This window comes from Roseomonas chloroacetimidivorans (assembly GCF_049629625.1).
Classification (GTDB): Bacteria; Pseudomonadota; Alphaproteobacteria; order Acetobacterales; family Acetobacteraceae; genus Roseomonas; species Roseomonas chloroacetimidivorans.
The window spans coordinates 63,895-83,813 of sequence record NZ_JBNBZS010000002.1 but is presented as its reverse complement, the minus strand read 5'-3'; the positions used below and the strand labels follow the sequence as shown (position 1 = coordinate 83,813).

Below are 19,919 nucleotides of genomic sequence, written 5' to 3'. Positions count from 1 at the left end.
TCTTCGCCAAGCTCAAGGAGTTCAGGGCCATCGCCACCCGCTACGACAAGACCGACACCAGCTTCCGCGCCAGCATCAGCCTCGCCGCGGCCATCATCGCATCGCGATGAATGTCAACGGACCTTAGATGCCCGTGCACTCATTCTCCCAGTTGCCGATCTCCGCGATACGCGCCGCGGCAGCGGCCCGGGCGGCGTCCCCTTCGCTTTCCTCCGCATAGATATCGCGCGTGTAGAGGGAGGCAATCTGGCGGCGCGTCTCGTTGTGGCTGCGCGAACCCTCGCGGTTGCGCAGCCCGACCGGCCGCCGCTCCGCCTCATAGGCCGCCAGTAGCCCCGGCCCGCCAAAACCCCGCAGCACAGCAGCCAGCGATGAGGACCGGGGTTTCCAGCATCCATCTCTCCTCCACTCAGGCATTCTCAGGGGAAGATTGACGCCCCTGGCCCGGCGCCAGAGGAGGCCGTGCAGGTTCTGCTCGGACATTACCGCCGGACCGGCGACCTTGTGGCCTCCTCACTCTCCCCGGCGGGACGGGGCGTGGAGGGCGGCGCCACACGCTCTTGAGACGTCCATTCCTCCAAGACAGGCCGTGACGAAACTCGCTCGATGGAGGATTGTTCCTCCACGCTGCCGCATCGTGCTCCGATACTGTCGGCCGAGGCACAGGCGCTTCCGGGGGGAAGGCAGATGAGCGATCAGACGAGGATCGAGGTGGCCAATCTGGCGGCTGCCTTTCAGGACTGGTTCCGGCAGAGTGGGGTGGAGTTCTGGCGCGAATGCGACGCGCCGGAGGAACTGGCCGCCATCGCGGTGGGCGAGGTGGAGCGGCTCCGGGCGGGCATCCGGGCCTTCCTGGAAGGTGACTACGACAGTCCCCGCCTGTACCAGCCCGGCGGCTGCCCGCATGGCACGCCTTTCTATGAAGGGTGCTCCGCCTGCGACTGCGCCCATTTCGAACGGCTGCTGGCCAACGAGGAATGATGCGGGCCCGGGCCAGATGCGCGGCAGGCTCCCAGGTGACGCTCCCTTTGGAAGGCGGTCTCCCTGATGCTCCTGCGATGATCAGGTCGCGATCGGGCAGGGGGATGGGCCCCGTGTTCCAGGGCGCCGCCGCCCTCCTCCTTTTTGCTGGTTTGGCATCATCCGCCCGCGGAGCGCCCAGGGCTGCGAAGGAGGTGCTGCCGCCGCAGCAGGTGGAATTCTGCAAAGTCATTCGGCAGGCCTGGCAGGGCTATGCGCCGCTGCTCCGGCGTGCGCGGCAGGAGCGACGCCAGGCGGCTCTGCCCCGGCTTCGCGATCAGATGGATGCGCTGCGTCGAAAACGCGACGAGCAGATTGATGCCCTGCTCGGACCTACGGAGTACCGCTTTACCGAATGGCGCCTCCGCGTCCGGAGTGTCGGCACCTCTGGACAGATCGGGAAGGGGCGGATCGTCGTCGCTGCCGGAATCCCCTGCCTGACCGACTCCGCCATGACGCTTGAGATGCCCTATACCGGCCCGTTCCATGAATGGATCGCGCGGAGCGGCCCTGACGACCTGATCACGGTGTCCGGCACTTTCCTCAGATGGCCGCAGCGCCCTGGCGAGCCTGCCGGAGGACTTGAAGGAAGTTCCGACCGGAACGACGCCATGTCAAATCCGGAATACAGGGCCAGCGTTGACTCTGTCGGCGGGCCGGGCACCGGAAGAGCGGCAACATCTGCTCCGGGGCGTACCGATGGTAGCCCCGCGACGCGGCCCCCGGGCTGAAGGCTTGGCGAAGATCCCGCTCCGTCGCGCGCCATCCAGGTGCTGACTCCGAAACCGCCGGACTTTGGCCGATCTCTGAAGAGCGGGGTCGGCCACTAGCCATTCCGTGTGCGTGTTTTTGCGAATTTATGCATGGATGACCCGGCCCTGACGCTCCGCATCTTGCGGCCCGGTCAGGGCGATACAGGCGTGGTTGTTGCGAACGTGGATCGATCATCCGGCGCAGCTCTGGTGAAAGACGTATTCCGTCCAGGGCTTGAGGCTCATCTGGCACGAAAGGACTCACATCTGGAGCGCCGGCGGACTGCGGAGCGACTGCAGGCGGCGTTCTCGCAGGTTCTGCAATTCGCGCCGGTCGAGGCGGATGCGGTGACCGTCATGCGGATCCGGGCGATCATTGCCGCTTCGGGATGCGAGTAGGCGAAAGCGGCAGAAAATGCCTGCTTCCTAGAGTCCTAAGGAACTGGCGGCTCTGCCATGGCGAGAGCCCGGATTCGCGCCGCCTCCGCGGCCGAGACGGGGTTGTAGACGATCATGCGAAGGTCGAGCCGCTCCTCGACGGCGAATGAGGAATACTCCAGATCGAGCGGGCCGAGAGTTGGGTGGCGAAGGCGCTTTGTGCCCCCGCCATGGCCGCCGACGTCGTTCTCCCGCCAGATTGCCTCGAACTCCGGGCTCGTCTGGCACAGCTCATCCACGAGCTGGCCGACCTCCGAAACCGCGCCCGCGCGCGCCGCATCGGCGCGGAAGGCCCTGACCACGAAGCGGGCGACGCTCTCCCAGTCGTGCTGCGCGGCCCGGATCCGGGGATTGCCGAACATGAGGCGGAGAATGTTGCGCTGCCCCGGCGGAAGCGCCCCGTAATCCGTTAGCACCACGCTGGACGCCCGGTTCCACGCCACGATGTCCCAAGTGGCCGTCTTGATGATCGCGGGACTGTACTCAAAGGCGTCAAGCAGGCGCTGCAGCCGCGGCGAAACTCCTTCGGCGGCCTTATACCGGACTTCCGGCAGGCGCCCGAGACCAAGCAGGAACAGGTGCTCGCGCTCGATGTCGGTCAGCATCAGCGCGCCGGAGATCCGGTTCAGGACCTCGGCCGATGGAGCACCACCCCGTCCTTGCTCCAGCCAAGTGTACCAGGTGACGCTGATATTGGCGCGTTGGGCCACCTCCTCCCGGCGCAGACCCGCCGTCCTCCGGCGCGCCGCCGCCGGGAAGCCGAGCGTGGCCGGATCGAGGCGCGTACGCCGGTCCTTCAGATAGGCGCCAAGCCGATTTTCGCTGCCTGAGGACGCGACCATCCTGTTAGCCATTATACCATGATAAGATCACTACTTTAACGGTAACTAGGACGGAGAGATACGGGCCTCCGGGTAGCAACGAGGCTCCGACATGCGCGTGTTCGTCACCGGCGCGACTGGCTTCATCGGCTCCAGAATCGTCGCCGAACTCATCCAGGCAGGCCATCAGGTGCTTGGCCTCGCGCGCTCCGATGAGGGCGCTGCAAAACTCGCCGCCATTGGCGCGCAGGCGCATCGTGGGACTCTGGAAGACCCAGACAGCCTGTGGCACGGCGTCGCACAGGCGGAGGGCGTAATTCACTGCGCCTTCGACCACACCTTCTCGAACTTCGTGGCGAACTGCGAGAAGGACAGGCGCGCCATCGAGGCCATGGGCGCCGAGCTAGCCGGATCCGACCGCCCGCTCGTCATTACCTCCACTACCGGGATGGGTGATTCCGGGCATGGGGAGCCCGCCAGGGAGGATGTCTTCAACCCCGCGCATCCAAACCCCCGCAAGGCTTCCGAGATCGCTGGTGCTGCCCTGCTCGGGGCCGGAGTCAACCTGTCGGTCATGCGGCTTCCGCAGGTGCACGACACCGCCAGGCAGGGTCTCATCTCGCCCATGATCGAGGTCGCTCGCGCGAAGGGAGTTTCCGCCTATGTGGGCGACGGGCTGAACCGCTGGCCGGCCGCTCATGTCCTCGATGTGGCTCGCCTCTACCGGCTGGCATTGGAGAGAGCAGAGCCGGGCGCCCGGTACCATGCGGTCGACGAGATGGGCGTGGCGGCCCGGGACATTGCGGAGGTCATCGGGCACGGCCTGGGCGTGCCGGTCATCGCCATGACGCCCAAGGAGGTGCCGGACCATTTCGGGTGGCTCGGCATGTTCGTCGGCCTCGACATGCCGGCATCGAGCGACTGGACGCGGGCACGCCTGGGCTGGCAGCCAAGCGGACCCAGGCTGCTCGCCCACCTGCGGGCGATGGACTACGCAAGCGCCTGACCGGAAGAGGCGGCCCGCCGCCAGAGCGAAGGCGGCGGGCGTTTCCGATGACTTGCGGATTAGGGCCTTATTGATGGCGGCTGCCTCGGGGCATCTGCTGCCGCGGCGGGCATCCTATCTTCAGATGCCCCGTTGTCTTTGTCCCGCGACCAGAAAGCGCTCTTTCCCGGGCAACGGGCCGGTCCGGCATTTCCGGTTCGGAGCAGTCGGCTGGGTCAGCCGAATGGCAGTCTTGGGCGCGAAGCGCTCGAAGGCGTTGCTGGCCAGCATCGTTCGCTTCGGGGCCGACGGGGAGCGTTCTCGTGCAGCGTAGGCCGAGGCCGCTTGGTCGGAAGGGCCAATTGCCGACTTCCCTGGGAAGGAATCATGCGGAAGTTCCAAGTCCTTGCGGGGCCCGTAGTGGTCGCTGCGCCATAATCCCGCAAAAGCGTCCTCCTCGTCCGGGTCCAGCGAGCCGGCCTATGCGAGCGGCATGAATTTCGGCAATCCGCGAAGCTGACGCGCAGACCGGCCGCGGGCGCCGTCTGAGGGGGCCGCCTCCTGGACAGCTTAAGAGCTGCCACGCAGGTTAAATGCGTGTGTCGGGCAGCCTGAATGCGGCAAGGGCGGCCGCAAGGCGTGCCCGGAGGATGATGCCAGGCAGGGCCTGCGCTGTGGTCGGTGCCTCCGCAAGGCAGAGTGTCAGCTCTCGCTGAAGGTCTTGAAACATCGCACCCCGCCTTTCCGCGGGCACGCGCGCGAGAATCATATCGACAGCCTGTCGGACCGCAGCTTCGAAAGCTGCATCGGGCAGGCGGCTCGGCAAGGCCCGCGATATGCTCGGCACGTCAGCCAGTCCCCCAAACTTTACGACCAGAGGTTGCGAATCCGTTATAGGCATCCCGCAGAGCGAGTATCTGCCATCCACCCTAATTCCTGTAACTGTGCTTTTTGCGAGATTGGTCTGATTCCGGCATATTTTGCTGATTTCATGTCGGGTTTGCCGAAGATCGGCCACCATACCGGCCTCTTGGCGGGGCATTGCGGGCCCGTCCGACCAGCCGGATGCCACCCTTGCCTCCCGATCGATCTACACCATAGGTTGTATTTTGCGGCCAACGGAGGTGAAGCTTGACGTCCAGAGAAAGGCGCAGCGAGCCGAACACGAACTCGGATAGCACCGCGATGCGGCTGCGTGTGCTGGAGATGACCATCGCGGCCATTGCCGCACGGCTGCCTCAGCCAGACCTTGAGGAGGTTGTCTCCATGCTCGTCTTCATCGCGAACAGTTCTGAAGCGGCACAGGATCTCGGGGGCGTGCCGGCTGATGCATCGCACCTGGAGGATGCAAGGCGTTACGCAACCGATATGCTGGACCGAATCGCCCGGTCCCGCCGTGCGGACCGGGCATCCGGCCGGCACTGAAGGCCCGGCGACGCATCCCAGCACTGGATGCGGGCGTTCTGCCCTTTTCTAAGGGCTGGAGGACGCATGTCGGACGAAGGGTTTCGGTTCGGGCCATTGGGCGAGCACTGCGCGCATCTGTGCGTGGACATGCAGAACATCTTCGCCGAGCGCACTGAATGGCACACGCCCTGGATGGAGCGGGTGCTGCCGATGGTGGAGCGCATCGCCTCGGCCCACCCGGAGCGAACGATCTTCACCCGCTTCATCCCCGCCGCCCATCCTGGGGAAGGCGAGGGCACCTGGCGCCACTACTACGAGCGCTGGAGCGGGTTAACGCTTGAGGCACTCCCGCCCGGCATGGTCGAACTCGTGCCTTCCCTGGCGAAGCTGGTGCCGCCCGGTCGCGTGGTGGACAAGAAGGTCTATTCGCCATGGATGCAGCCGGAGCTGCAGACCATGTTGAAGAAGGACGGGATCGACACCCTCATCATCACCGGGGCCGAAACAGATGTCTGCGTCCTTGCCGCCGTGCTCGGCGCCGTGGACCGTGGCTACCGCGTGGTGATTCCGACCGACGCGATCTGCTCCTCAACCGATGAGACACATGACGCGCTGCTCACGCTCTATCACGCGCGCTACGGTCAGCAGGTCGAGACCGTGAAAACGGACCAGCTTCTCGAAGCTTGGCGCTAATCACTCGGCTGCCCGGTCCTCCTCCCCTAATAGCCGGGTGGCGCGGTGGTGCAGCTTGTCCAGGATATCCTGTAACATCTGCACCTCCTCCGGCGTGAGGGCATCTGCCAGCTCGGCCTGAAGGGCATGGGCGCGGGGAACGATGCGGCGATACAGCGCTAGGCCCTTCGGCGCCAGGCGCAGCACCTGCGCGCGCTGGTCTTCGGGATGGGCTGCGCGCTGGATAAGGCCCTTATCGGCGAGGCGGATTACGGCGCGGCTGACCTTCACCCGGTCCATCTCCGTGCGCGCGATCACCGCCTGGGTTGAGAGCGGCTCCCCTTCGCCCAGCACGGCCATGACCCGCCACTCAGGGATGGAAAGGCCGAACTCCGCCTCATAGCGCGCCGCGAAGGCGCGGCTGACGCTCTCCGCCGCTACCGAGATCCGGTAGGGCAGGAAGGCTTCAAGGAGCAGGGGGGCGGGCTTAGGCGTGGTGATGGGGCACCTCTTGCAATCGTCTCAAATGAGATGATATCGTTCGGAGCATAACATCCCCGTCGAGATGGCCGCCAGCCAGCGGAGCGGCAGGGGGGACCCGGGAGGGCGTGGTCATGCACGTGGACTACCAGTCGCTCCGTTTTGAGTACCGGCGTTCGCCCGACCAGTCCTCGGCGCAGGTTGTCCATCATCCCGTCGTGGTCGTCGGGGCGGGGCCTGTCGGGCTGACCACAGCGATCGACCTCGCGCAATCCGGCCAGCGGGTGCTGCTGCTCGACGACGATCAGACCCTCTCTGCCGGCTCACGTGCCATCTGCTTCGCCAAGCGCAGCCTGGAGATTTTCGACCGGCTGGGCTGTGGCGACCGGATGGTCGAGAAGGGCGTCACCTGGAATCTGGGGCGCGTCTTCCACCGGGACCAGCCCGTCTACAGCTTCGACCTGCTGCCGGAGGGCGGGCACCGCCGGCCAGCCTTCGTCAACCTCCAGCAATACTATGTGGAAGGCTTCCTGCTGGACCGCGCGCGGTCACTGCCGAACATTGAAATCCGCTGGAACAACAAGGTCACGGCCGTCTCCCAGACCGGGGAGGAGGTGGAGCTGACCGTTGAAACGCCGGAAGGCGAGTACCGCATCCTTGCGGATTACGTGGTGGCCGCCGACGGCGCGCGCTCCCCCATCCGCAAGGCGCTGGGGCTGGAAAGCAGGGGCCGCAGCTTCAGAGACCGCTTTCTGATTGCCGATGTGCGGATGAAGGCCGATTTTCCAGCCGAGCGCTGGTTCTGGTTCGATCCACCTTTCCACCCTAACCAGTCCGTGCTGCTGCACCGGCAACCCGATGGCGTCTGGCGCATCGACTTTCAGCTTGGTTGGGATGCCGATCCGGTGGCGGAGCGGGCGCCAGAGCGCGTGATCCCGCGCGTGAAGGCGCTGCTCGGCCCCGATGCGGAATTCGAGCTGGAATGGGTCAGCATCTACACCTTCTCCTGCCTGCGGATGGAGCGCTTCCGGCACGGGCGGGTGATCTTCGCCGGCGATGCGGCGCATGGTGTCTCGCCCTTCGGCGCGCGTGGCGCGAATAGCGGTATCCAGGACGCAGAGAACATCGCCTGGAAGCTCGCCCTGGTGCTGCGCGGGAAGGCGCCGGACTCCCTGCTGGACAGCTATGACGCCGAGCGCGTGGCGGCGGCCGATGAGAACATCCTGAACTCCACCCGTTCCACCGATTTCATCACGCCCAAGAACGAGGCCAGTCGCGCCTTCCGGGATGCGGTGCTGGACCTTGCGCGGGACTGCGCTTTCGCGCGGCACCTGGTGAATAGCGGACGCCTTTCTGTGCCCTGCACCTACCGGGATTCCCCGCTGAACTCGCCGGACACCGATTCTTTCCAGGGCGGCATGCTGCCCGGCGCGCCGGCCCTCGATGCACCCTTGCTGTCCGGCAACTCGCAGGAGTGGCTGCTCGGGCGGCTCGGCGGTGGCTTCACCCTGCTGCATTTCGGGGATGCTGCCCTGGCGATGCCCGAAACGGTGCCCCCGATCCGCGTGGTGAACCTGACCCCCGCCGAGGATCCGGAAGGCATCGCCGCGCGTCGCTATGATGCGCAACCCGGGACCACCTATCTCATTCGCCCGGACCAGCATGTCTGTGCCCGCTGGCGCCGCTTTGATCCCGACGCGGTACGCGCGGCGCTGAATCGCGCGACGGGGAGGGCCCCATGCTGAACACCGAGCCTAACATCGCAGCCCCCGACGACTTCTATGAGGCGCTGCTGGTTGCCTATCAGGATCTCACCCCGGAGCAGTGCCGCGCGGTGGATGCGCGGCTGATCCTGCTCCTCTCGAACCACATTGGCGACCTCACCGTTCTGCGCCAGGCCCTGGCGCGGGCGCGGCAGGGGATCGAGCCCGCGGGGCGGGACGCCACCTTGGCCGCTCGCGCCTGAACCCGAAGGAAGGAATCACCATGTCCGGCTTCGCCAGCACCAACGACCTCGCCGAGAAGACCATCTCCTTCGATGAGCTCGGCCCCGGCCTCTACGGCTACACCGCCGAGGGCGATCCCAATTCCGGCGTGGTCATCGGCGATGACAGCGTGCTGGTGGTGGATGCCCAGGCCACGCCGCGCATGGCGCAGGACGTGATCGCCAGGATCCGCACGGTAACCGACAAGCCGGTGCGCCACATCGTCCTGTCCCATTATCACGCCGTGCGCGTGCTCGGCGCATCGGGCTATGAGGGTGCGCAGATCATTGCCTCGGACGTCACCCGCGACCTGATCGTGGAGCGCGGCCAGCAGGACATGGACAGCGAGATCGGCCGCTTCCCCCGCCTGTTCCGGGGCAAGGAGAGCATCCCCGGCCTGACCTGGCCGGACATCACCTTCCAGAAGAAGATGACACTCTGGATGGGAAAGCGGGAGGTGCAGATCATCCATATCGGCCGCTCCCACACGGCTGGTGATACGATCGTCTGGCTGCCGAAAGAGCGCGTGCTCTTTTCCGGCGACTGCGTGGAATATGGCGCCACCCCCTATTGCGGCGATGCGCATTTCGCGGACTGGCCGGGCACGCTGGACGCCATCCGCGCATTGAAGCCGGCTGCCCTGGTGCCGGGCCGCGGCGCGTCCCTTACCAGCCCCGCGCAGATCGAGGAGGGGTTGCAGGGCACGGCCGACTTCACCTCAGATCTCTTTGCTATTGCGAGGAAGGGCGTGGCCGCTGGTGCCTCGCTCAAGCAGGTCTATGACGAGGCCATGTCCGTCATGCGCCCGAAATACGGGCACTGGGTGATCTTTGACCACTGCATGCCCTTCGACGTGTCCCGTGCCTATGACGAGGCCAAGGGCATCGACCACCCCCGCATCTGGACCGCGGAGCGCGATGTGGAGATGTGGAAGGCGCTGGAGCACGGCACCGAGATGAAATCAGCGGAACTCGGCCGCTAGACCAGAAAGGAGCTTGCGATGAACGCCCCGTTTCGTCCGCAGCCGCTCACGACCAATGAAACGGGCTACATGCCCGGCTTCGGCAACGGCTTCGAGACCGAGGCCCTGCCCGGCGCCTTGCCAATCGGCCGGAACTCGCCGCAGCGTTGCCCCTACGGCCTCTATGCCGAGCAGCTCTCCGGCTCGCCCTTCACCGCGCCGCGCGCGACGAATGAGCGGTCCTGGCTCTACCGCATCCGCCCGACCGTCGCCCATTGGGGCCAGTTCCGGAAGGTGGATGCCGGGCTTTGGCGCACCGCGCCCTGTGCCGAGGTGGACCTGCCACTCGCTCCGCTGCGCTGGGATCCAATCCCGTTGCCAGAGGAGAAGCTCTCCTTCCTTGAGGGCATACACACCATCACCACGGCTGGCGACGCGGCCAGCCAGTCCGGCATGGGGGCGCATATCTACCTCATCACCCGTTCCATGCAGGACGAGTATTTCTACAACGCCGATGCGGAAATGCTCTTCGTCCCGCAGCAGGGTGCGCTCCGGATCTGCACGGAATTCGGCGTCATCGACATCCGCCCGACCGAGATTGCGGTGATTCCGCGCGGCGTGAAGATCCGCGTGGAGCTGCCCGACGGCCCGGCCCGCGGCTATCTCTGCGAGAACTATGGTGGCGCCTTCACCCTGCCGGAGCGCGGCCCGATTGGCGCCAACTGCCTGGCCAATCAGCGCGACTTCCTGACGCCCGTCGCGGCCTATGAGGACCGGGACGCGCCCTCCACCCTGACAGTGAAGTGGGGCGGCAATCTCTGGCGCACGGATCTCGCGCATTCCCCGCTGGATGTGGTGGCCTGGCATGGCAACTATGCGCCCTACAAATACGACCTGCGCCGCTTCTCCCCGGTGGGCCCGATTCTGTTCGACCATGCGGACCCATCGATCTTCACGGTGATGACCTCGCCCAGCGAGACACCGGGCACGGCAAATATCGACTTCGTCATCTTTCCCGATCGTTGGCTGGTGGCCGAGAACACCTTCCGTCCGCCCTGGTACCACATGAACGTCATGAGCGAGTTCATGGGGCTGATTGAGGGCGTCTACGACGCCAAGCCTGGCGGCGGCTTCTCGCCCGGCGGTTTCTCCCTGCACAACTGCATGTTGCCGCATGGACCGGATGTGACGGCCTTCGAGGGCGCCAGCAATGCTGAGCTGAAGCCGCATAAGCTGGAAGGCACGCTCGCCTTCATGTTCGAGACACGCCTGCCGCAACGCGTAACGCGCTACGCCGCCGAGGCGCCGCAGTTCCAGAAGGACTACGGTTTCTACGGCCAGGGCCTCCAGAAGCACTTCAACCCGAACCAGCGGTAGACAATGACCACCGACGCCACGCACGACCCCGCGCTCCGCAGCTGGGTGGATTCCGCCAACGGCCATCCGGATTTTTCCATCCAGAACCTGCCTTTTGGCGTGTTCATCCCGCTGGATATGGGCTCGGCGCGGGTGGGCGTGGCGATCGGGGACCAGATCCTCGATCTGACCATGGCGCCCGTGGACGAGGATGTGCGGGAGGCGGCGGCCAATTCGTCGCTGAACGCCCTCTTCGCCCTCAGCGCCGAACGCCGCAAGGAGCTGCGCGCGCGGCTCTCTGCCCTGCTGGCCGAGGGCAGCGAGCACCGGGATGCGGTGGAGCCGCATCTGCATCCGATGGAGGCCTGCACGCTGACGCTGCCGGCCCGGATTGGCGACTACACGGACTTCTATGTCGGCATCCACCACGCGACCAATGTCGGGAAGGTCTTCCGCCCCGACAACCCATTGCTGCCGAACTACAAATACGTGCCCATCGGCTATCACGGCCGCGCTTCCTCCGTACGCGTCTCCGGCACACCGGTGCGCCGGCCGAAGGGGCAGCTTAAATCCCCGGATTCCGAGGTGCCGCGCTACGCGCCTTGCGAGCGGCTGGACTATGAGCTGGAGATGGCCGTCTGGATCGGCCCCGGCAACACGCTTGGCGACCCCATTCCGATCGGTCGGGCCGAGGCGCATATCGCGGGCTATGGCCTGCTCAATGACTGGTCCGCGCGCGATATCCAGGCCTGGGAATACCAGCCGCTCGGCCCCTTCCTGGCGAAGAATTTCGGCTCCACCGTTTCCCCTTGGGTGGTGACGCCGGAGGCGCTGGAACCCTTCCGCATTCCCCAGCCGCCGAGGCCCGAAGGCGATCCCACGCCGCTTTCCTATCTGTTGGACGAGGCCGACCAGAAGCGCGGCGCCTTCGACCTGGCGCTGGAGGTGCTGATTCTGACCGCGGCGATGCGGGAAAAGGGCATGGCGCCGCACCGCCTCGCGCTATCCAACGCCCGGCACATGTATTGGACTGTGGCCCAGATGGTCGCGCATCACACCTCTAACGGCTGCGACCTGAACCCGGGTGACCTGCTAGGTTCCGGCACCATCTCCGCCCCTGATTCCCAGGGCTTCGGCAGCCTGCTCGAGACAACCAAGGGCGGGAAAGAGCCGGTTCAGCTTCCCTCCGGCGAGACCCGCCGCTTCCTGGAGGATGGCGACGAGATCATCCTGCGCGCCCGTGCGGCGCGTGAGGGCTTTGTCAGCATCGGCTTCGGGGATTGCCGCGCGGTCATTCTGCCGGCCAACTGATGCAGCATGAGGCCGGCCGCAGAGCCGGTCGTGGGAAGGACGAACCATGAAGGACATCACCCTGGGCCGCCGTGCCCTGCTCGGCGCCGGGCTTGCGGCGGCGCTGCCCGCCATGCCGGCCCTGGCCGCCTATCCGGACAAGCCGGTGCGTTGGATCGTCGCCTATGCGGCGGGCGGCGGCACGGACACGCTCGCGCGGCTGGTCGGCGCCAATCTCTCCACGCGGCTCGGTCAGCCCGTGGTGATCGAGAACCGGCCGGGTGGCGCCACCAATGTCGGCGCTGAATTCACCGCCAAATCCCCGCCCGACGGCTACACCATCATGACCGCCGACAACGGCACGCTGGTCTTCAACACCGCACTGTTCCACCGGCTGCCCTATGATCCCGTGAAGGACTTCCGCCCGGTCGGGCTGATGGCGCGCTTCCCGCTTTTCCTCGCCGTGGGGGAGAAGGCGCCCGCCAATACGGTGCAGGCCTTGATGGAGAAGGTGAAGGCCCAGCCAGGCACCGTCGACTGCGCGACGCCGGGCATTGGCTCGCCGCACCACCTGGCGATGGAGCGGCTGGCCCGCGAGGCTGGCGGGCGCTTCAACCACGTGCCTTATCGCGGCGCCGCGCCGGCGCTGAACGACCTGATCGCGGGCAACATCCCGATGATGGTGCTCGATTATCCCTCGGGTGCTGAATACCTCCGTACTGGCAAGGTGAAGGCCCTGGCCGTCATGTCGGCCAGCCCACTGGAGGACCTGCCCTCGGTGCCCACCATACAGGGCGCCCTCGGCCTGCGCGGCTTCGAGGCTTTCGCCTGGCAGGGCGTGGTGGCGCCCAGGGCGACACCGGACGCGGTGGTCGCGCATCTCACGCGGGAGCTGGACGCATCCGTGCGGGATCCCGGCGTGCGCGCACGCATGCAGCAGATCGGGCTGGAGCCGCTGACCGGTGGCCCCGCCGAGTTCGAGGCACTGCTGGAGCGCGAGCGCACGACCTGGCTACCCCTGATCCGTGACCTGAAGATCACCCTGGACTGAACGGAAACAGGCGATGCGACTGCACGGCTATTTTCGCTCCTCTGCCGCCTGGCGGGTGCGCATCGCGCTGAACCTGAAGGGGCTGGCGGTGGAGCACAGCTTCCGCCACCTGCGCCACGGAGGGCAGCGGGCACCGGATTATCTGTGCCTCAACCCCCAGGGCTTGGTGCCCGCGCTGGAGACGGATGACGGCGCTGTCCTCACCCAGTCCATGGCCATTTGCGAATGGCTCGACGAAACCCATCCCGAGCCGCCGCTCCTGCCGGGCACCGCGCTGGAGCGGGCCCGCATCCGCGCTTTCGCCCAGGCCATCTGCTGCGACATCCACCCCGTCCAGAACCTGAAGGTGCTGGCCCGGCTGCGCGGCATGTCCTTCCCGGAGGAGGAGGTGACAGGCTGGGCCCGCTGGGTGATCCAGGAGGGGCTGGAAGCCTGCGAGAAGCTGCTGACGGACACCAAGGGTCCCTTCTGCTTCGGCTCTACCCCGACCCTGGCCGATATCTGTCTGATCCCGCAGCTTGGCAATGCGAAGCGCTTCGGCGCTGATCTCAGCGCCCTGGCCCGGATCAACGAGGCAGCCCGCGCCTGCGCCGATCACCCGGCCTTCATCGCCGCGGCCCCCGAGCGGCAGGCCGACGCCGAATAGCAGGGCAGGGGGATTCGCCCCCTGGGCGGCTTCTTTCGTGTCTGGGGGAATAGCATTCCCCCAGACCGCGCCCCGGTAGGATGGAGTGACTAGAAGCCGGAAAATCTTTGGGAATCCACGCTCTTTCCGGCGCCGCCCCCCGCACATAGCTTTCTGGGCATGAACGACACGCTCCCTCGCGCCGCCCCGTTCGGCCGTTGTCGGGCCTGTTGTCGCGGCTGAACCACCGCGCCGACCCGCCGCCGCGCCACGCGGCATCCCGCCTCGCCGGAGTTCTCCCATGTCCGACACGCACGCCATCGGCGGGCGCGGTGCCGTTGCACCCGCCGCGTCGTTCCGTCTCTCCTTCGCCCGTCCCGACCTCTCCCGTTACCGCCGCTTCCTCTCCCCGCTGGTTATCGTCCTGCTCTGGCAGGCGGCTTCCATGGCCGGGCTGATCGCGCCGCGCACCCTGGCCGCCCCCACCACCATCCTCGCCACTGCCTGGGAGCTGCTTATCTCCGGCGAATTGCCGCAGCATCTCCTTGTCTCCCTGGGCCGCGTGGCGACCGGACTAGCCATCGGTGTCTCGGCCGGCATGGTGCTGGCGCTGATCTCCGGCCTCTCCCGGCGCGGGGAGGAGATCGTGGACGCCCCGATGCAGATGCTGCGCACGCTGCCCTTCCTGGCGCTCGTCCCGCTTTTCATCCTCTGGTTCGGCATCGGTGAGACGCCGAAGATCGCGCTTGTCGCCCTCGGCAGCGCCTTCCCCGTCTACCTGACTCTCTTTGCGGGAATCCGCGGCGTCGATCCCAAGCTGGTGGAAGCCGGCCGGGTCTTTGGCCTGGACCAGCGCGGCCTCGTGCGCCACGTCATCCTGCCGGGCGCGCTGCCTTCTGGACTGGTTGGCCTGCGCTACGCCCTGGGCAGCGCCTGGCTCAGCCTGGTGATTGCGGAGCAGATCAATGCCACCGCCGGCATCGGCTTCCTGATCAACGATGCTCGCGACTTCCTGCGCACCGACGTGATCGTGGTCGGCCTGCTCGTCTACGCGCTGCTCGGCCTGGGTGCCGACGCGCTGGTCCGCGCCTTCGAACGCCGCGCCCTGGCCTGGCGCCCCAACCTGATCAAGGGCTGAACGCCATGACGAGCACTGATAGCCGCGCCGTCTCGGTTCGCGGCCTGACCCGCCGCTTCGGCCAGAACACGGTCCTGAAGGCCCTGGACCTGGAGTTGGAGCCCGGCTCCTTCACCGCCCTGCTGGGCCGCTCCGGCTCCGGCAAGTCCACCCTGCTGCGGACGCTGGCCGGGCTGGACCCGGCCCCCGCCGATGCGGAGATCCGCGTCCCGGCCTCCGTCGCCGTGGCCTTCCAGGAACCGCGCCTGCTGCCCTGGCAGCGGGTCTGGAACAACGTTGCGCTCGGCCTGGAAGGGAAGGGCGTGAAGGAACGCGCTGAACAGGCCCTCTCCGAGGTCGGGCTGACCAAGCACCGCGATGCCTGGCCCGCCACCCTCTCGGGCGGCGAGGCGCAGCGCGTGGCCCTGGCCCGCGCCCTGGTGCGGGAGCCCCGCCTGCTGCTGCTGGACGAGCCCTTCGCCGCGCTGGACGCGCTGACCCGCATCCGCATGCACGCGCTGGTCCTGGATCTCTGGCGCGTCCATGGCCCCACCACGCTGATCGTGACCCACGACGTGGACGAGGCGGTGCTGCTGGCTGACCGCGTGCTGGTTCTGGATGCCGGGCGGATCGCGGCGGACATCAAGGTGGAGATCCCGCGCCCCCGCAGCCATGGCGATACGCGCTTCGTTACCTTGCGCCGCCGCCTGCTCTCCGAGCTGGGCGTCGAGGCCGACGTGATCCGGGAAGCCGCGTGATGCGCAACATGACGCGCCGCGCGGCCCTTCTGGGCGCGTTGGCCGTTCCTGTGATCGCCCAGGCGCAAGCGCCGGTCACGCTGCGCGTCGCGCAGTACAAGGCGGGCGACCAGCTCCTGCTCCGCCTCGCCGGCCTGGCGGATACGCCCTACCGCGTCGAATGGTCCGAGTTCGGCTCGGGCAATCTGATGCTGGAGGCCGCCAATGCCGGTGCGCTGGACCTCGCCTATGGCAGCGAGATTCCACCCACCTTCGCCGCTGTCTCCGGCGCACGGGTGAAGCTCGTTGCCGTTATCCGCGGCGATGTTAACGAGCAAACCGTGCTGGTGCCGAAGGACAGCCCCATCCAGTCCATCAAGGACCTGAAGGGTAAGCGCGTCGGCTATGTGCGTGCCACCACCACCCACTATTACCTGTCGCGCATGCTGGCGGAGACCGGGCTCTCCCTCTCCGACGTGCAACTCATGAACCTTACGCCTTCGGACGGGCAGGCGGCCTTCCGCTCCGGCGCGCTCGATGCCTGGGCTATCTATGGCTACTCCGTCCCCGTGGCGCGGCAGTCCGGCGCGCGGGTGCTGCGCACGGCCCAGGGTATCCTCTCCGGCAACTATCCCTATTTCATCCGCGCGGGGCTGGCCGATGAGCCCGCCCGGGCCGAGGCGGCGCGCGACCTTCTGGACCGCATCCGCCGCGCCATGCCGTTCATCCAGGAACGCCCGGCCGAATACGCCGCCGCCCAGGCCGCCGTGCTGAATGTACCGGAGCCGACCATCCGCGCGCTGCTGGACAATGTGTCCCAGCCCCGCAGCCTCGCCCCGGTGGACGACGGGGCCGTCGCGTCTCACCAGGCTGTTGCGGATGAATTCGCGCGCATCGGGGTTATCCCTCGCAAGGTGGATGTCGCGCCACTCTGGGACCGCAATTTCTGGCGTCCGGGGCGCGCAGCGTGATGGACGGCTCGATCCTTTCCACCCGCGCCCTCCCGCTGCGTGAGCTTGCCCGGCGGTTTGCCGAGGGCGCCGCAGCCCATGACCGTGAGGGCAGCTTCCCCCATGAGAACATCGACGCCCTGCGCGATGCGGGCCTGCTCGGCCTGACCGTTCCGCCCGAATTCGGAGGCGGAGATGTCGGGCTGGCGGAGGCCGCGCAGATCGTCGGCACCATCGCGGAGGGCTGCCCGGCCACCGCGCTGGTGCTTTCCATGCAGTTCATCCAGCATCGCGGTGTCGCGCGGAACCTCGCCATCCCGCAGGCCATGCGCGGGCGGCTTGGCCGTGGCGCGGTGCGGGATGGCGAGGTGATGAACGCCCTGCGCGTGGAGCCCGAGCTGGGCACCCCCGCGCGCGGAGGCCTGCCGGCCACGACGGCCCGCCGCGTGCCCGGCGGATGGTTGCTCAGCGGCCGGAAGATCTACTCCACCGGCAGCCCGGCGCTGAGCTGGGGCCTTGTCTTTGCCAGGACGGATGAGGAAGCCCCGCGCACCGGCCTTTTCCTCCTGCCTATGCAAGCCCCGGGCGTTCAGATCGTCGAGACCTGGGACCAAGCTGGTCTCCGCGCCTCCGGAAGCCATGACGTGCTGATGCACGAGGTCGCGCTGCCCGAGGACCACGCGCTGGATCTACGCGCCCCGCAGGAATGGGCTGCGAAGGACCTGGACTCCACCGCCTGGAACACGCTGCTGATCGCCGCGCTCTACACCGGCGTGGCGCGGGCGGCGCGGGACTGGCTGATTGGCTTCCTCCGCACCCGCGTGCCCGCCAATCTCGGCCAGCCCCTCGCCACCCTGCCGCGCATGCAGGAGGCGGTGGGCCGCATCGAAGCGCGTATCCTGACCAATGAGCGCCTGGTGAACAGCGCCGCGCGCAACGAGACCACCACGGCCGAGCTGGGCCTGGTGAAGACCGTCGCCGCCGACAACGCCATTGCCGCCGTGCAGGAAGCGGTCGCCCTCTGCGGCAACCATGCCCTCGCCCGCTCCAACCCACTGGAGCGGCATCTGCGTGATGTGCTCTGCGCCCGCATCCACACGCCGCAGCCCGACGCGGCACTCCTCGCGGCCGGTCGCGCCGCACTCCTCCCGGTTTGAAAGAAGGGAACATCATGACCCTCAACACCCTTCCCGCGGATGGCGTCGAATTCATCGGCATGATCCAGCCGCGCCAGCAGTCGGAGATCCATCCGGCCAGCGGGCCCGCCATCGACCCCGGCTATCTCATCGCCTCCGCCCAGGCGCATGACGAGGGCGGCTTCGACCGCATCCTGATCGGCTGGTACTCCAACGGGCCGGACGGGCTGCAACTCGCCGCCCACGCTGCCGCGCACACCAAGAAGGTCGGCTTCCTCGTCGCCCATCGTCCGGGCTTCCAGGCACCCACCACGGCCGCGCGCGCCTTCAACACGCTCGACCAGCTCTCGGGTGGCCGCGCCGCGCTCCACACGATTTCCGGCGGCGACGATATCGACCAGGCGCGCGATGGTGACTGGCTGGGCAAGGATGACCGCTACGCCCGCACGGACGAGTACCTGTCCATCCTGAAGTCCATCTGGGCCGCCGAAGGCCCCGTGGACCATGAGGGCACCTATTACCGGATCAAGGGTGCCTCGTCGGAGGTGCGCAGCGTCCAGTCACCGCGCATTCCCCTCTACTTTGGCGGTGCCTCGGATGCCGCGCTGCGCGTTGCGGGCAAGCACGCCGATGTCTATGCCCTCTGGGGCGAGACCCATGCCCAGGTGCGCGAGATCATCGCCCGGGTGCGCGCCGAGGCGGCGAAGCATGGCCGCCAGGAGCAGATCCGCTTCTCGCTGTCCTTCCGCCCCATCCTGGCGGATACCGAGGACGCGGCCTGGGGCCGGGCGGAAGCCATTCTCGAGCGCATTCGCAAGGTGCGCGGCAAGGCGATCCTCGACCAGTCCGGCGCCCGCCACCCCCAGAATGCCGGCTCGCAGCGCCTGCTTGATGCTGCCGCGCTGGGCGACCGGCCGGAGGGCCGCCTCTACACCGCCATCGCGCGGGAAACCGGTGCGCGCGGCAACACGACCGCCCTGGTCGGCACGCCGGAGCAGGTGGCCGAGGCCTTCCTTGAATACTATGATCTCGGCGTGACCACCTTCCTCATCCGCGGCTTCGATCCGCTGGAAGATGCGGTGGAATACGGCCGTTCCCTGCTTCCCGCTACGAAGCGCCTCGTTGCGCAGCGGCTGGCGCAACGTGTTCAGGTGGCTGCCGAATGATTACGCGTCGTCTTCTTCTCGGCGGTGCGGCTGTCCTCGCCACGCCCCGCATCCTCCGCGCCCAGGCGCCGCTGCGCGTGGGCGACCAGCGCGGCAATGCCCGCGCTGTCATGGAGGCCTCCGGCCAGCTTGCCGGCTTCGGTGATCGCATCGCCTGGAGCGAGTTCCCCGCCGCCGCCCCGCTGGTGGAGGCGCTCAACGCCGATGCCATTGATACGGGGCTGGTGGGCGATGCGCCCTTCACCTTCGGCGCTGCCGCCGGTGTGCCGATCAAGGCCATCGCCGCCACGCGGGAGAATCGCGGCGGCCTGGCCATCATGGTGCCGAAGGACAGTCCGGTGCAGTCCATCCAGGACCTGAAGGGCAAGCGGATCGCGACGGGGCGCGGCTCCATCGGCCACCAGGTCGTGCTGGCCGCGCTGGAGAATGCCGGCCTGCCGCTGGACGCCGTGCGCTTTGTCTTCCTGCTGCCCGCCGACGCGAAGGCGGCTTATAGCAGCGGCGCCGTGGATGCCTGGGCCACCTGGGAGCCCTATGTCTCCCAGGAAGAACTTCTCTCCGGCGCCCGCCGAATCGCGAATGGGGAAGGGATCACCCCCGGCCTCGGCTTCCAGGCCGCCCGGACCGAGGCAATCGCCGCACGCCGCCCGGAGCTGGCGGAATTCGTCCGCCGCCTTGCCGCTGCCCGCGCCTGGGCCAACGCGAATGTGAGCGGCTATGCCAAGACCTGGTCGGGCCTGATGAATGTTCCGGCACCGGTTGCCGAGCACTGGTTCAAGCGCGCGGGCACGCGCGTCGTGACGATCGACGATTCCGTTGCCGTGGACGAACAGAAGAACATCGACCTCTATGTCCGCGCCGGCTTGGTCCGGCGCCGCATCGAGGCGCGCGACCTGCTCGACCCCTCCTTTAACGACGCTATTCAGGCGGGCCTCCGCAGCGCTTGACGCCGCGGGGCCCTGCCGCAACC

Annotated in this window: 22 protein-coding genes and 1 pseudogene; 19 read left to right on the top strand and 4 right to left on the bottom strand. The window is 67.4% G+C overall.

Annotation, left to right across the window (positions count from 1 at the left end; translation table 11 throughout):
- A pseudogene (locus tag ACO1BU_RS02190) lies at positions 1–110 on the top strand (IS5/IS1182 family transposase); the annotation flags it as partial.
- A gap of 13 nt (positions 111–123) precedes the next feature.
- Here the strand turns inward: ACO1BU_RS02190 and ACO1BU_RS02185 are convergent.
- Positions 124–360: a hypothetical protein gene (locus ACO1BU_RS02185; RefSeq protein WP_424134262.1), complete on the bottom strand. Its 237-nt coding sequence runs from the start codon at positions 358–360 to the stop codon at positions 124–126.
- A 327-nt stretch (positions 361–687) separates the two neighbouring features.
- On the opposite strand from ACO1BU_RS02185, the gene ACO1BU_RS02180 reads away from it, so the two are divergent.
- Positions 688–981: a hypothetical protein gene (locus ACO1BU_RS02180; RefSeq protein WP_424134261.1), complete on the top strand. Its 294-nt coding sequence runs from the start codon at positions 688–690 to the stop codon at positions 979–981.
- 158 nt (positions 982–1,139) lie between these two features.
- On the opposite strand, the gene ACO1BU_RS02175 is transcribed toward ACO1BU_RS02180, so the two are convergent.
- The gene (locus ACO1BU_RS02175; protein WP_424134260.1) at positions 1,140–1,508 is read right to left on the bottom strand and encodes a hypothetical protein; all 369 of its coding nucleotides are present in this window, start codon (positions 1,506–1,508) and stop codon (positions 1,140–1,142) included.
- 375 nt (positions 1,509–1,883) lie between these two features.
- On the opposite strand from ACO1BU_RS02175, the gene ACO1BU_RS02170 reads away from it, so the two are divergent.
- Complete coding sequence (locus ACO1BU_RS02170) at positions 1,884–2,171, top strand: hypothetical protein (RefSeq protein ID WP_424134259.1); 288 nt, start codon at positions 1,884–1,886, stop codon at positions 2,169–2,171.
- Positions 2,172–2,206: 35 nt separating this feature from the next.
- Here ACO1BU_RS02170 and ACO1BU_RS02165 read toward each other — a convergent pair whose 3' ends face one another.
- Positions 2,207–3,052: a helix-turn-helix transcriptional regulator gene (locus tag ACO1BU_RS02165; RefSeq protein ID WP_424134258.1), complete on the bottom strand. Its 846-nt coding sequence runs from the start codon at positions 3,050–3,052 to the stop codon at positions 2,207–2,209.
- A 91-nt stretch (positions 3,053–3,143) separates the two neighbouring features.
- Here ACO1BU_RS02165 and ACO1BU_RS02160 point away from each other — a divergent pair, with 91 nt between their 5' ends.
- The 3 genes from ACO1BU_RS02160 (at position 3,144) to ACO1BU_RS02150 (ending at position 6,116) form a co-directional block, all read left to right on the top strand.
- A complete protein-coding gene (locus ACO1BU_RS02160; protein ID WP_424134257.1) occupies positions 3,144–4,037 on the top strand; it encodes an SDR family oxidoreductase in 894 nt (297 codons plus the stop codon).
- Between the two features lie 1,110 nt (positions 4,038–5,147).
- On the top strand, positions 5,148–5,441 hold the full coding sequence (locus ACO1BU_RS02155; RefSeq protein WP_424134256.1) for a hypothetical protein: 294 nt from the start codon (positions 5,148–5,150) through the stop codon (positions 5,439–5,441).
- A 66-nt stretch (positions 5,442–5,507) separates the two neighbouring features.
- Positions 5,508–6,116 (top strand): cysteine hydrolase family protein, encoded by a 609-nt coding sequence (locus ACO1BU_RS02150; RefSeq protein ID WP_424134255.1) that lies wholly within the window; start codon positions 5,508–5,510, stop codon positions 6,114–6,116.
- On the opposite strand, the gene ACO1BU_RS02145 is transcribed toward ACO1BU_RS02150, so the two are convergent.
- Entirely contained in the window at positions 6,117–6,455 is a 339-nt protein-coding gene (locus ACO1BU_RS02145) for a MarR family winged helix-turn-helix transcriptional regulator (RefSeq protein WP_424134254.1), read from the bottom strand.
- 254 nt (positions 6,456–6,709) lie between these two features.
- Between ACO1BU_RS02145 and ACO1BU_RS02140 the strand changes: the two genes are divergently transcribed.
- The 13 genes from ACO1BU_RS02140 (at position 6,710) to ACO1BU_RS02080 (ending at position 19,896) form a co-directional block, all read left to right on the top strand.
- A complete protein-coding gene (locus ACO1BU_RS02140) occupies positions 6,710–8,320 on the top strand; it encodes an FAD-dependent oxidoreductase (RefSeq protein WP_424134253.1) in 1,611 nt (536 codons plus the stop codon).
- Positions 8,314–8,541, top strand: coding sequence for a DUF2783 domain-containing protein (locus tag ACO1BU_RS02135; protein WP_424134252.1), 228 nt, complete (start codon positions 8,314–8,316; stop codon positions 8,539–8,541). The genes ACO1BU_RS02140 and ACO1BU_RS02135 overlap by 7 nt, the downstream gene beginning before the upstream one ends.
- 20 nt (positions 8,542–8,561) lie before the next feature.
- The gene (locus ACO1BU_RS02130; protein ID WP_424134251.1) at positions 8,562–9,542 is read left to right on the top strand and encodes an MBL fold metallo-hydrolase; all 981 of its coding nucleotides are present in this window, start codon (positions 8,562–8,564) and stop codon (positions 9,540–9,542) included.
- A gap of 18 nt (positions 9,543–9,560) precedes the next feature.
- The gene (gene hmgA / locus ACO1BU_RS02125) at positions 9,561–10,898 is read left to right on the top strand and encodes a homogentisate 1,2-dioxygenase (RefSeq protein ID WP_424134250.1); all 1,338 of its coding nucleotides are present in this window, start codon (positions 9,561–9,563) and stop codon (positions 10,896–10,898) included.
- Between the two features lie 3 nt (positions 10,899–10,901).
- On the top strand, positions 10,902–12,188 hold the full coding sequence (gene fahA, locus ACO1BU_RS02120) for a fumarylacetoacetase (protein WP_424134249.1): 1,287 nt from the start codon (positions 10,902–10,904) through the stop codon (positions 12,186–12,188).
- Between the two features lie 46 nt (positions 12,189–12,234).
- On the top strand, positions 12,235–13,218 hold the full coding sequence (locus ACO1BU_RS02115; protein ID WP_424134248.1) for a Bug family tripartite tricarboxylate transporter substrate binding protein: 984 nt from the start codon (positions 12,235–12,237) through the stop codon (positions 13,216–13,218).
- A 13-nt stretch (positions 13,219–13,231) separates the two neighbouring features.
- Positions 13,232–13,864: a maleylacetoacetate isomerase gene (gene maiA, locus ACO1BU_RS02110; protein WP_424134247.1), complete on the top strand. Its 633-nt coding sequence runs from the start codon at positions 13,232–13,234 to the stop codon at positions 13,862–13,864.
- Positions 13,865–14,144: 280 nt separating this feature from the next.
- Complete coding sequence (locus ACO1BU_RS02105; protein ID WP_424134246.1) at positions 14,145–14,981, top strand: ABC transporter permease subunit; 837 nt, start codon at positions 14,145–14,147, stop codon at positions 14,979–14,981.
- Positions 14,982–14,986: 5 nt separating this feature from the next.
- A complete protein-coding gene (locus ACO1BU_RS02100; protein ID WP_424134245.1) occupies positions 14,987–15,718 on the top strand; it encodes an ABC transporter ATP-binding protein in 732 nt (243 codons plus the stop codon).
- Positions 15,718–16,668, top strand: coding sequence for an ABC transporter substrate-binding protein (locus ACO1BU_RS02095; protein ID WP_424134244.1), 951 nt, complete (start codon positions 15,718–15,720; stop codon positions 16,666–16,668). Before ACO1BU_RS02100 ends, ACO1BU_RS02095 begins: the two co-directional genes overlap by 1 nt.
- Positions 16,668–17,804, top strand: a complete 1,137-nt coding sequence (locus ACO1BU_RS02090) for an acyl-CoA dehydrogenase family protein (protein ID WP_424134243.1) — start codon at positions 16,668–16,670, stop codon at positions 17,802–17,804. The genes ACO1BU_RS02095 and ACO1BU_RS02090 overlap by 1 nt, the downstream gene beginning before the upstream one ends.
- Before the next feature lie 14 nt (positions 17,805–17,818).
- On the top strand, positions 17,819–18,949 hold the full coding sequence (locus ACO1BU_RS02085; RefSeq protein ID WP_424134242.1) for an LLM class flavin-dependent oxidoreductase: 1,131 nt from the start codon (positions 17,819–17,821) through the stop codon (positions 18,947–18,949).
- Positions 18,946–19,896, top strand: coding sequence for an ABC transporter substrate-binding protein (locus ACO1BU_RS02080; protein ID WP_424134241.1), 951 nt, complete (start codon positions 18,946–18,948; stop codon positions 19,894–19,896). Before ACO1BU_RS02085 ends, ACO1BU_RS02080 begins: the two co-directional genes overlap by 4 nt.
- Positions 19,897–19,919 lie beyond the last annotated feature (23 nt).

What these genes read in the sequence shown, in the direction of transcription:
- ACO1BU_RS02180 (WP_424134261.1), top strand. Translation starts at nt 688, where the DNA reads ATGAGCGATCAGACGAGGATCGAGGTGGCCAATCTGGCGGCTGCCTTT.
- ACO1BU_RS02175 (WP_424134260.1), bottom strand. Translation starts at nt 1,508, where the DNA reads ATGGAACGGGCCGGTATAGGGCATCTCAAGCGTCATGGCGGAGTCGGT.
- ACO1BU_RS02170 (WP_424134259.1), top strand. Translation starts at nt 1,884, where the DNA reads ATGGATGACCCGGCCCTGACGCTCCGCATCTTGCGGCCCGGTCAGGGC.
- ACO1BU_RS02165 (WP_424134258.1), bottom strand. Translation starts at nt 3,052, where the DNA reads ATGGTCGCGTCCTCAGGCAGCGAAAATCGGCTTGGCGCCTATCTGAAG.
- ACO1BU_RS02160 (WP_424134257.1), top strand. Translation starts at nt 3,144, where the DNA reads ATGCGCGTGTTCGTCACCGGCGCGACTGGCTTCATCGGCTCCAGAATC.
- ACO1BU_RS02150 (WP_424134255.1), top strand. Translation starts at nt 5,508, where the DNA reads ATGTCGGACGAAGGGTTTCGGTTCGGGCCATTGGGCGAGCACTGCGCG.
- ACO1BU_RS02145 (WP_424134254.1), bottom strand. Translation starts at nt 6,455, where the DNA reads ATGGCCGTGCTGGGCGAAGGGGAGCCGCTCTCAACCCAGGCGGTGATC.
- ACO1BU_RS02140 (WP_424134253.1), top strand. Translation starts at nt 6,710, where the DNA reads ATGCACGTGGACTACCAGTCGCTCCGTTTTGAGTACCGGCGTTCGCCC.
- ACO1BU_RS02135 (WP_424134252.1), top strand. Translation starts at nt 8,314, where the DNA reads ATGCTGAACACCGAGCCTAACATCGCAGCCCCCGACGACTTCTATGAG.
- ACO1BU_RS02130 (WP_424134251.1), top strand. Translation starts at nt 8,562, where the DNA reads ATGTCCGGCTTCGCCAGCACCAACGACCTCGCCGAGAAGACCATCTCC.
- hmgA (WP_424134250.1), top strand. Translation starts at nt 9,561, where the DNA reads ATGAACGCCCCGTTTCGTCCGCAGCCGCTCACGACCAATGAAACGGGC.
- fahA (WP_424134249.1), top strand. Translation starts at nt 10,902, where the DNA reads ATGACCACCGACGCCACGCACGACCCCGCGCTCCGCAGCTGGGTGGAT.
- ACO1BU_RS02115 (WP_424134248.1), top strand. Translation starts at nt 12,235, where the DNA reads ATGAAGGACATCACCCTGGGCCGCCGTGCCCTGCTCGGCGCCGGGCTT.
- maiA (WP_424134247.1), top strand. Translation starts at nt 13,232, where the DNA reads ATGCGACTGCACGGCTATTTTCGCTCCTCTGCCGCCTGGCGGGTGCGC.
- ACO1BU_RS02105 (WP_424134246.1), top strand. Translation starts at nt 14,145, where the DNA reads ATGTCCGACACGCACGCCATCGGCGGGCGCGGTGCCGTTGCACCCGCC.
- ACO1BU_RS02100 (WP_424134245.1), top strand. Translation starts at nt 14,987, where the DNA reads ATGACGAGCACTGATAGCCGCGCCGTCTCGGTTCGCGGCCTGACCCGC.
- ACO1BU_RS02095 (WP_424134244.1), top strand. Translation starts at nt 15,718, where the DNA reads ATGCGCAACATGACGCGCCGCGCGGCCCTTCTGGGCGCGTTGGCCGTT.
- ACO1BU_RS02090 (WP_424134243.1), top strand. Translation starts at nt 16,668, where the DNA reads ATGGACGGCTCGATCCTTTCCACCCGCGCCCTCCCGCTGCGTGAGCTT.
- ACO1BU_RS02085 (WP_424134242.1), top strand. Translation starts at nt 17,819, where the DNA reads ATGACCCTCAACACCCTTCCCGCGGATGGCGTCGAATTCATCGGCATG.
- ACO1BU_RS02080 (WP_424134241.1), top strand. Translation starts at nt 18,946, where the DNA reads ATGATTACGCGTCGTCTTCTTCTCGGCGGTGCGGCTGTCCTCGCCACG.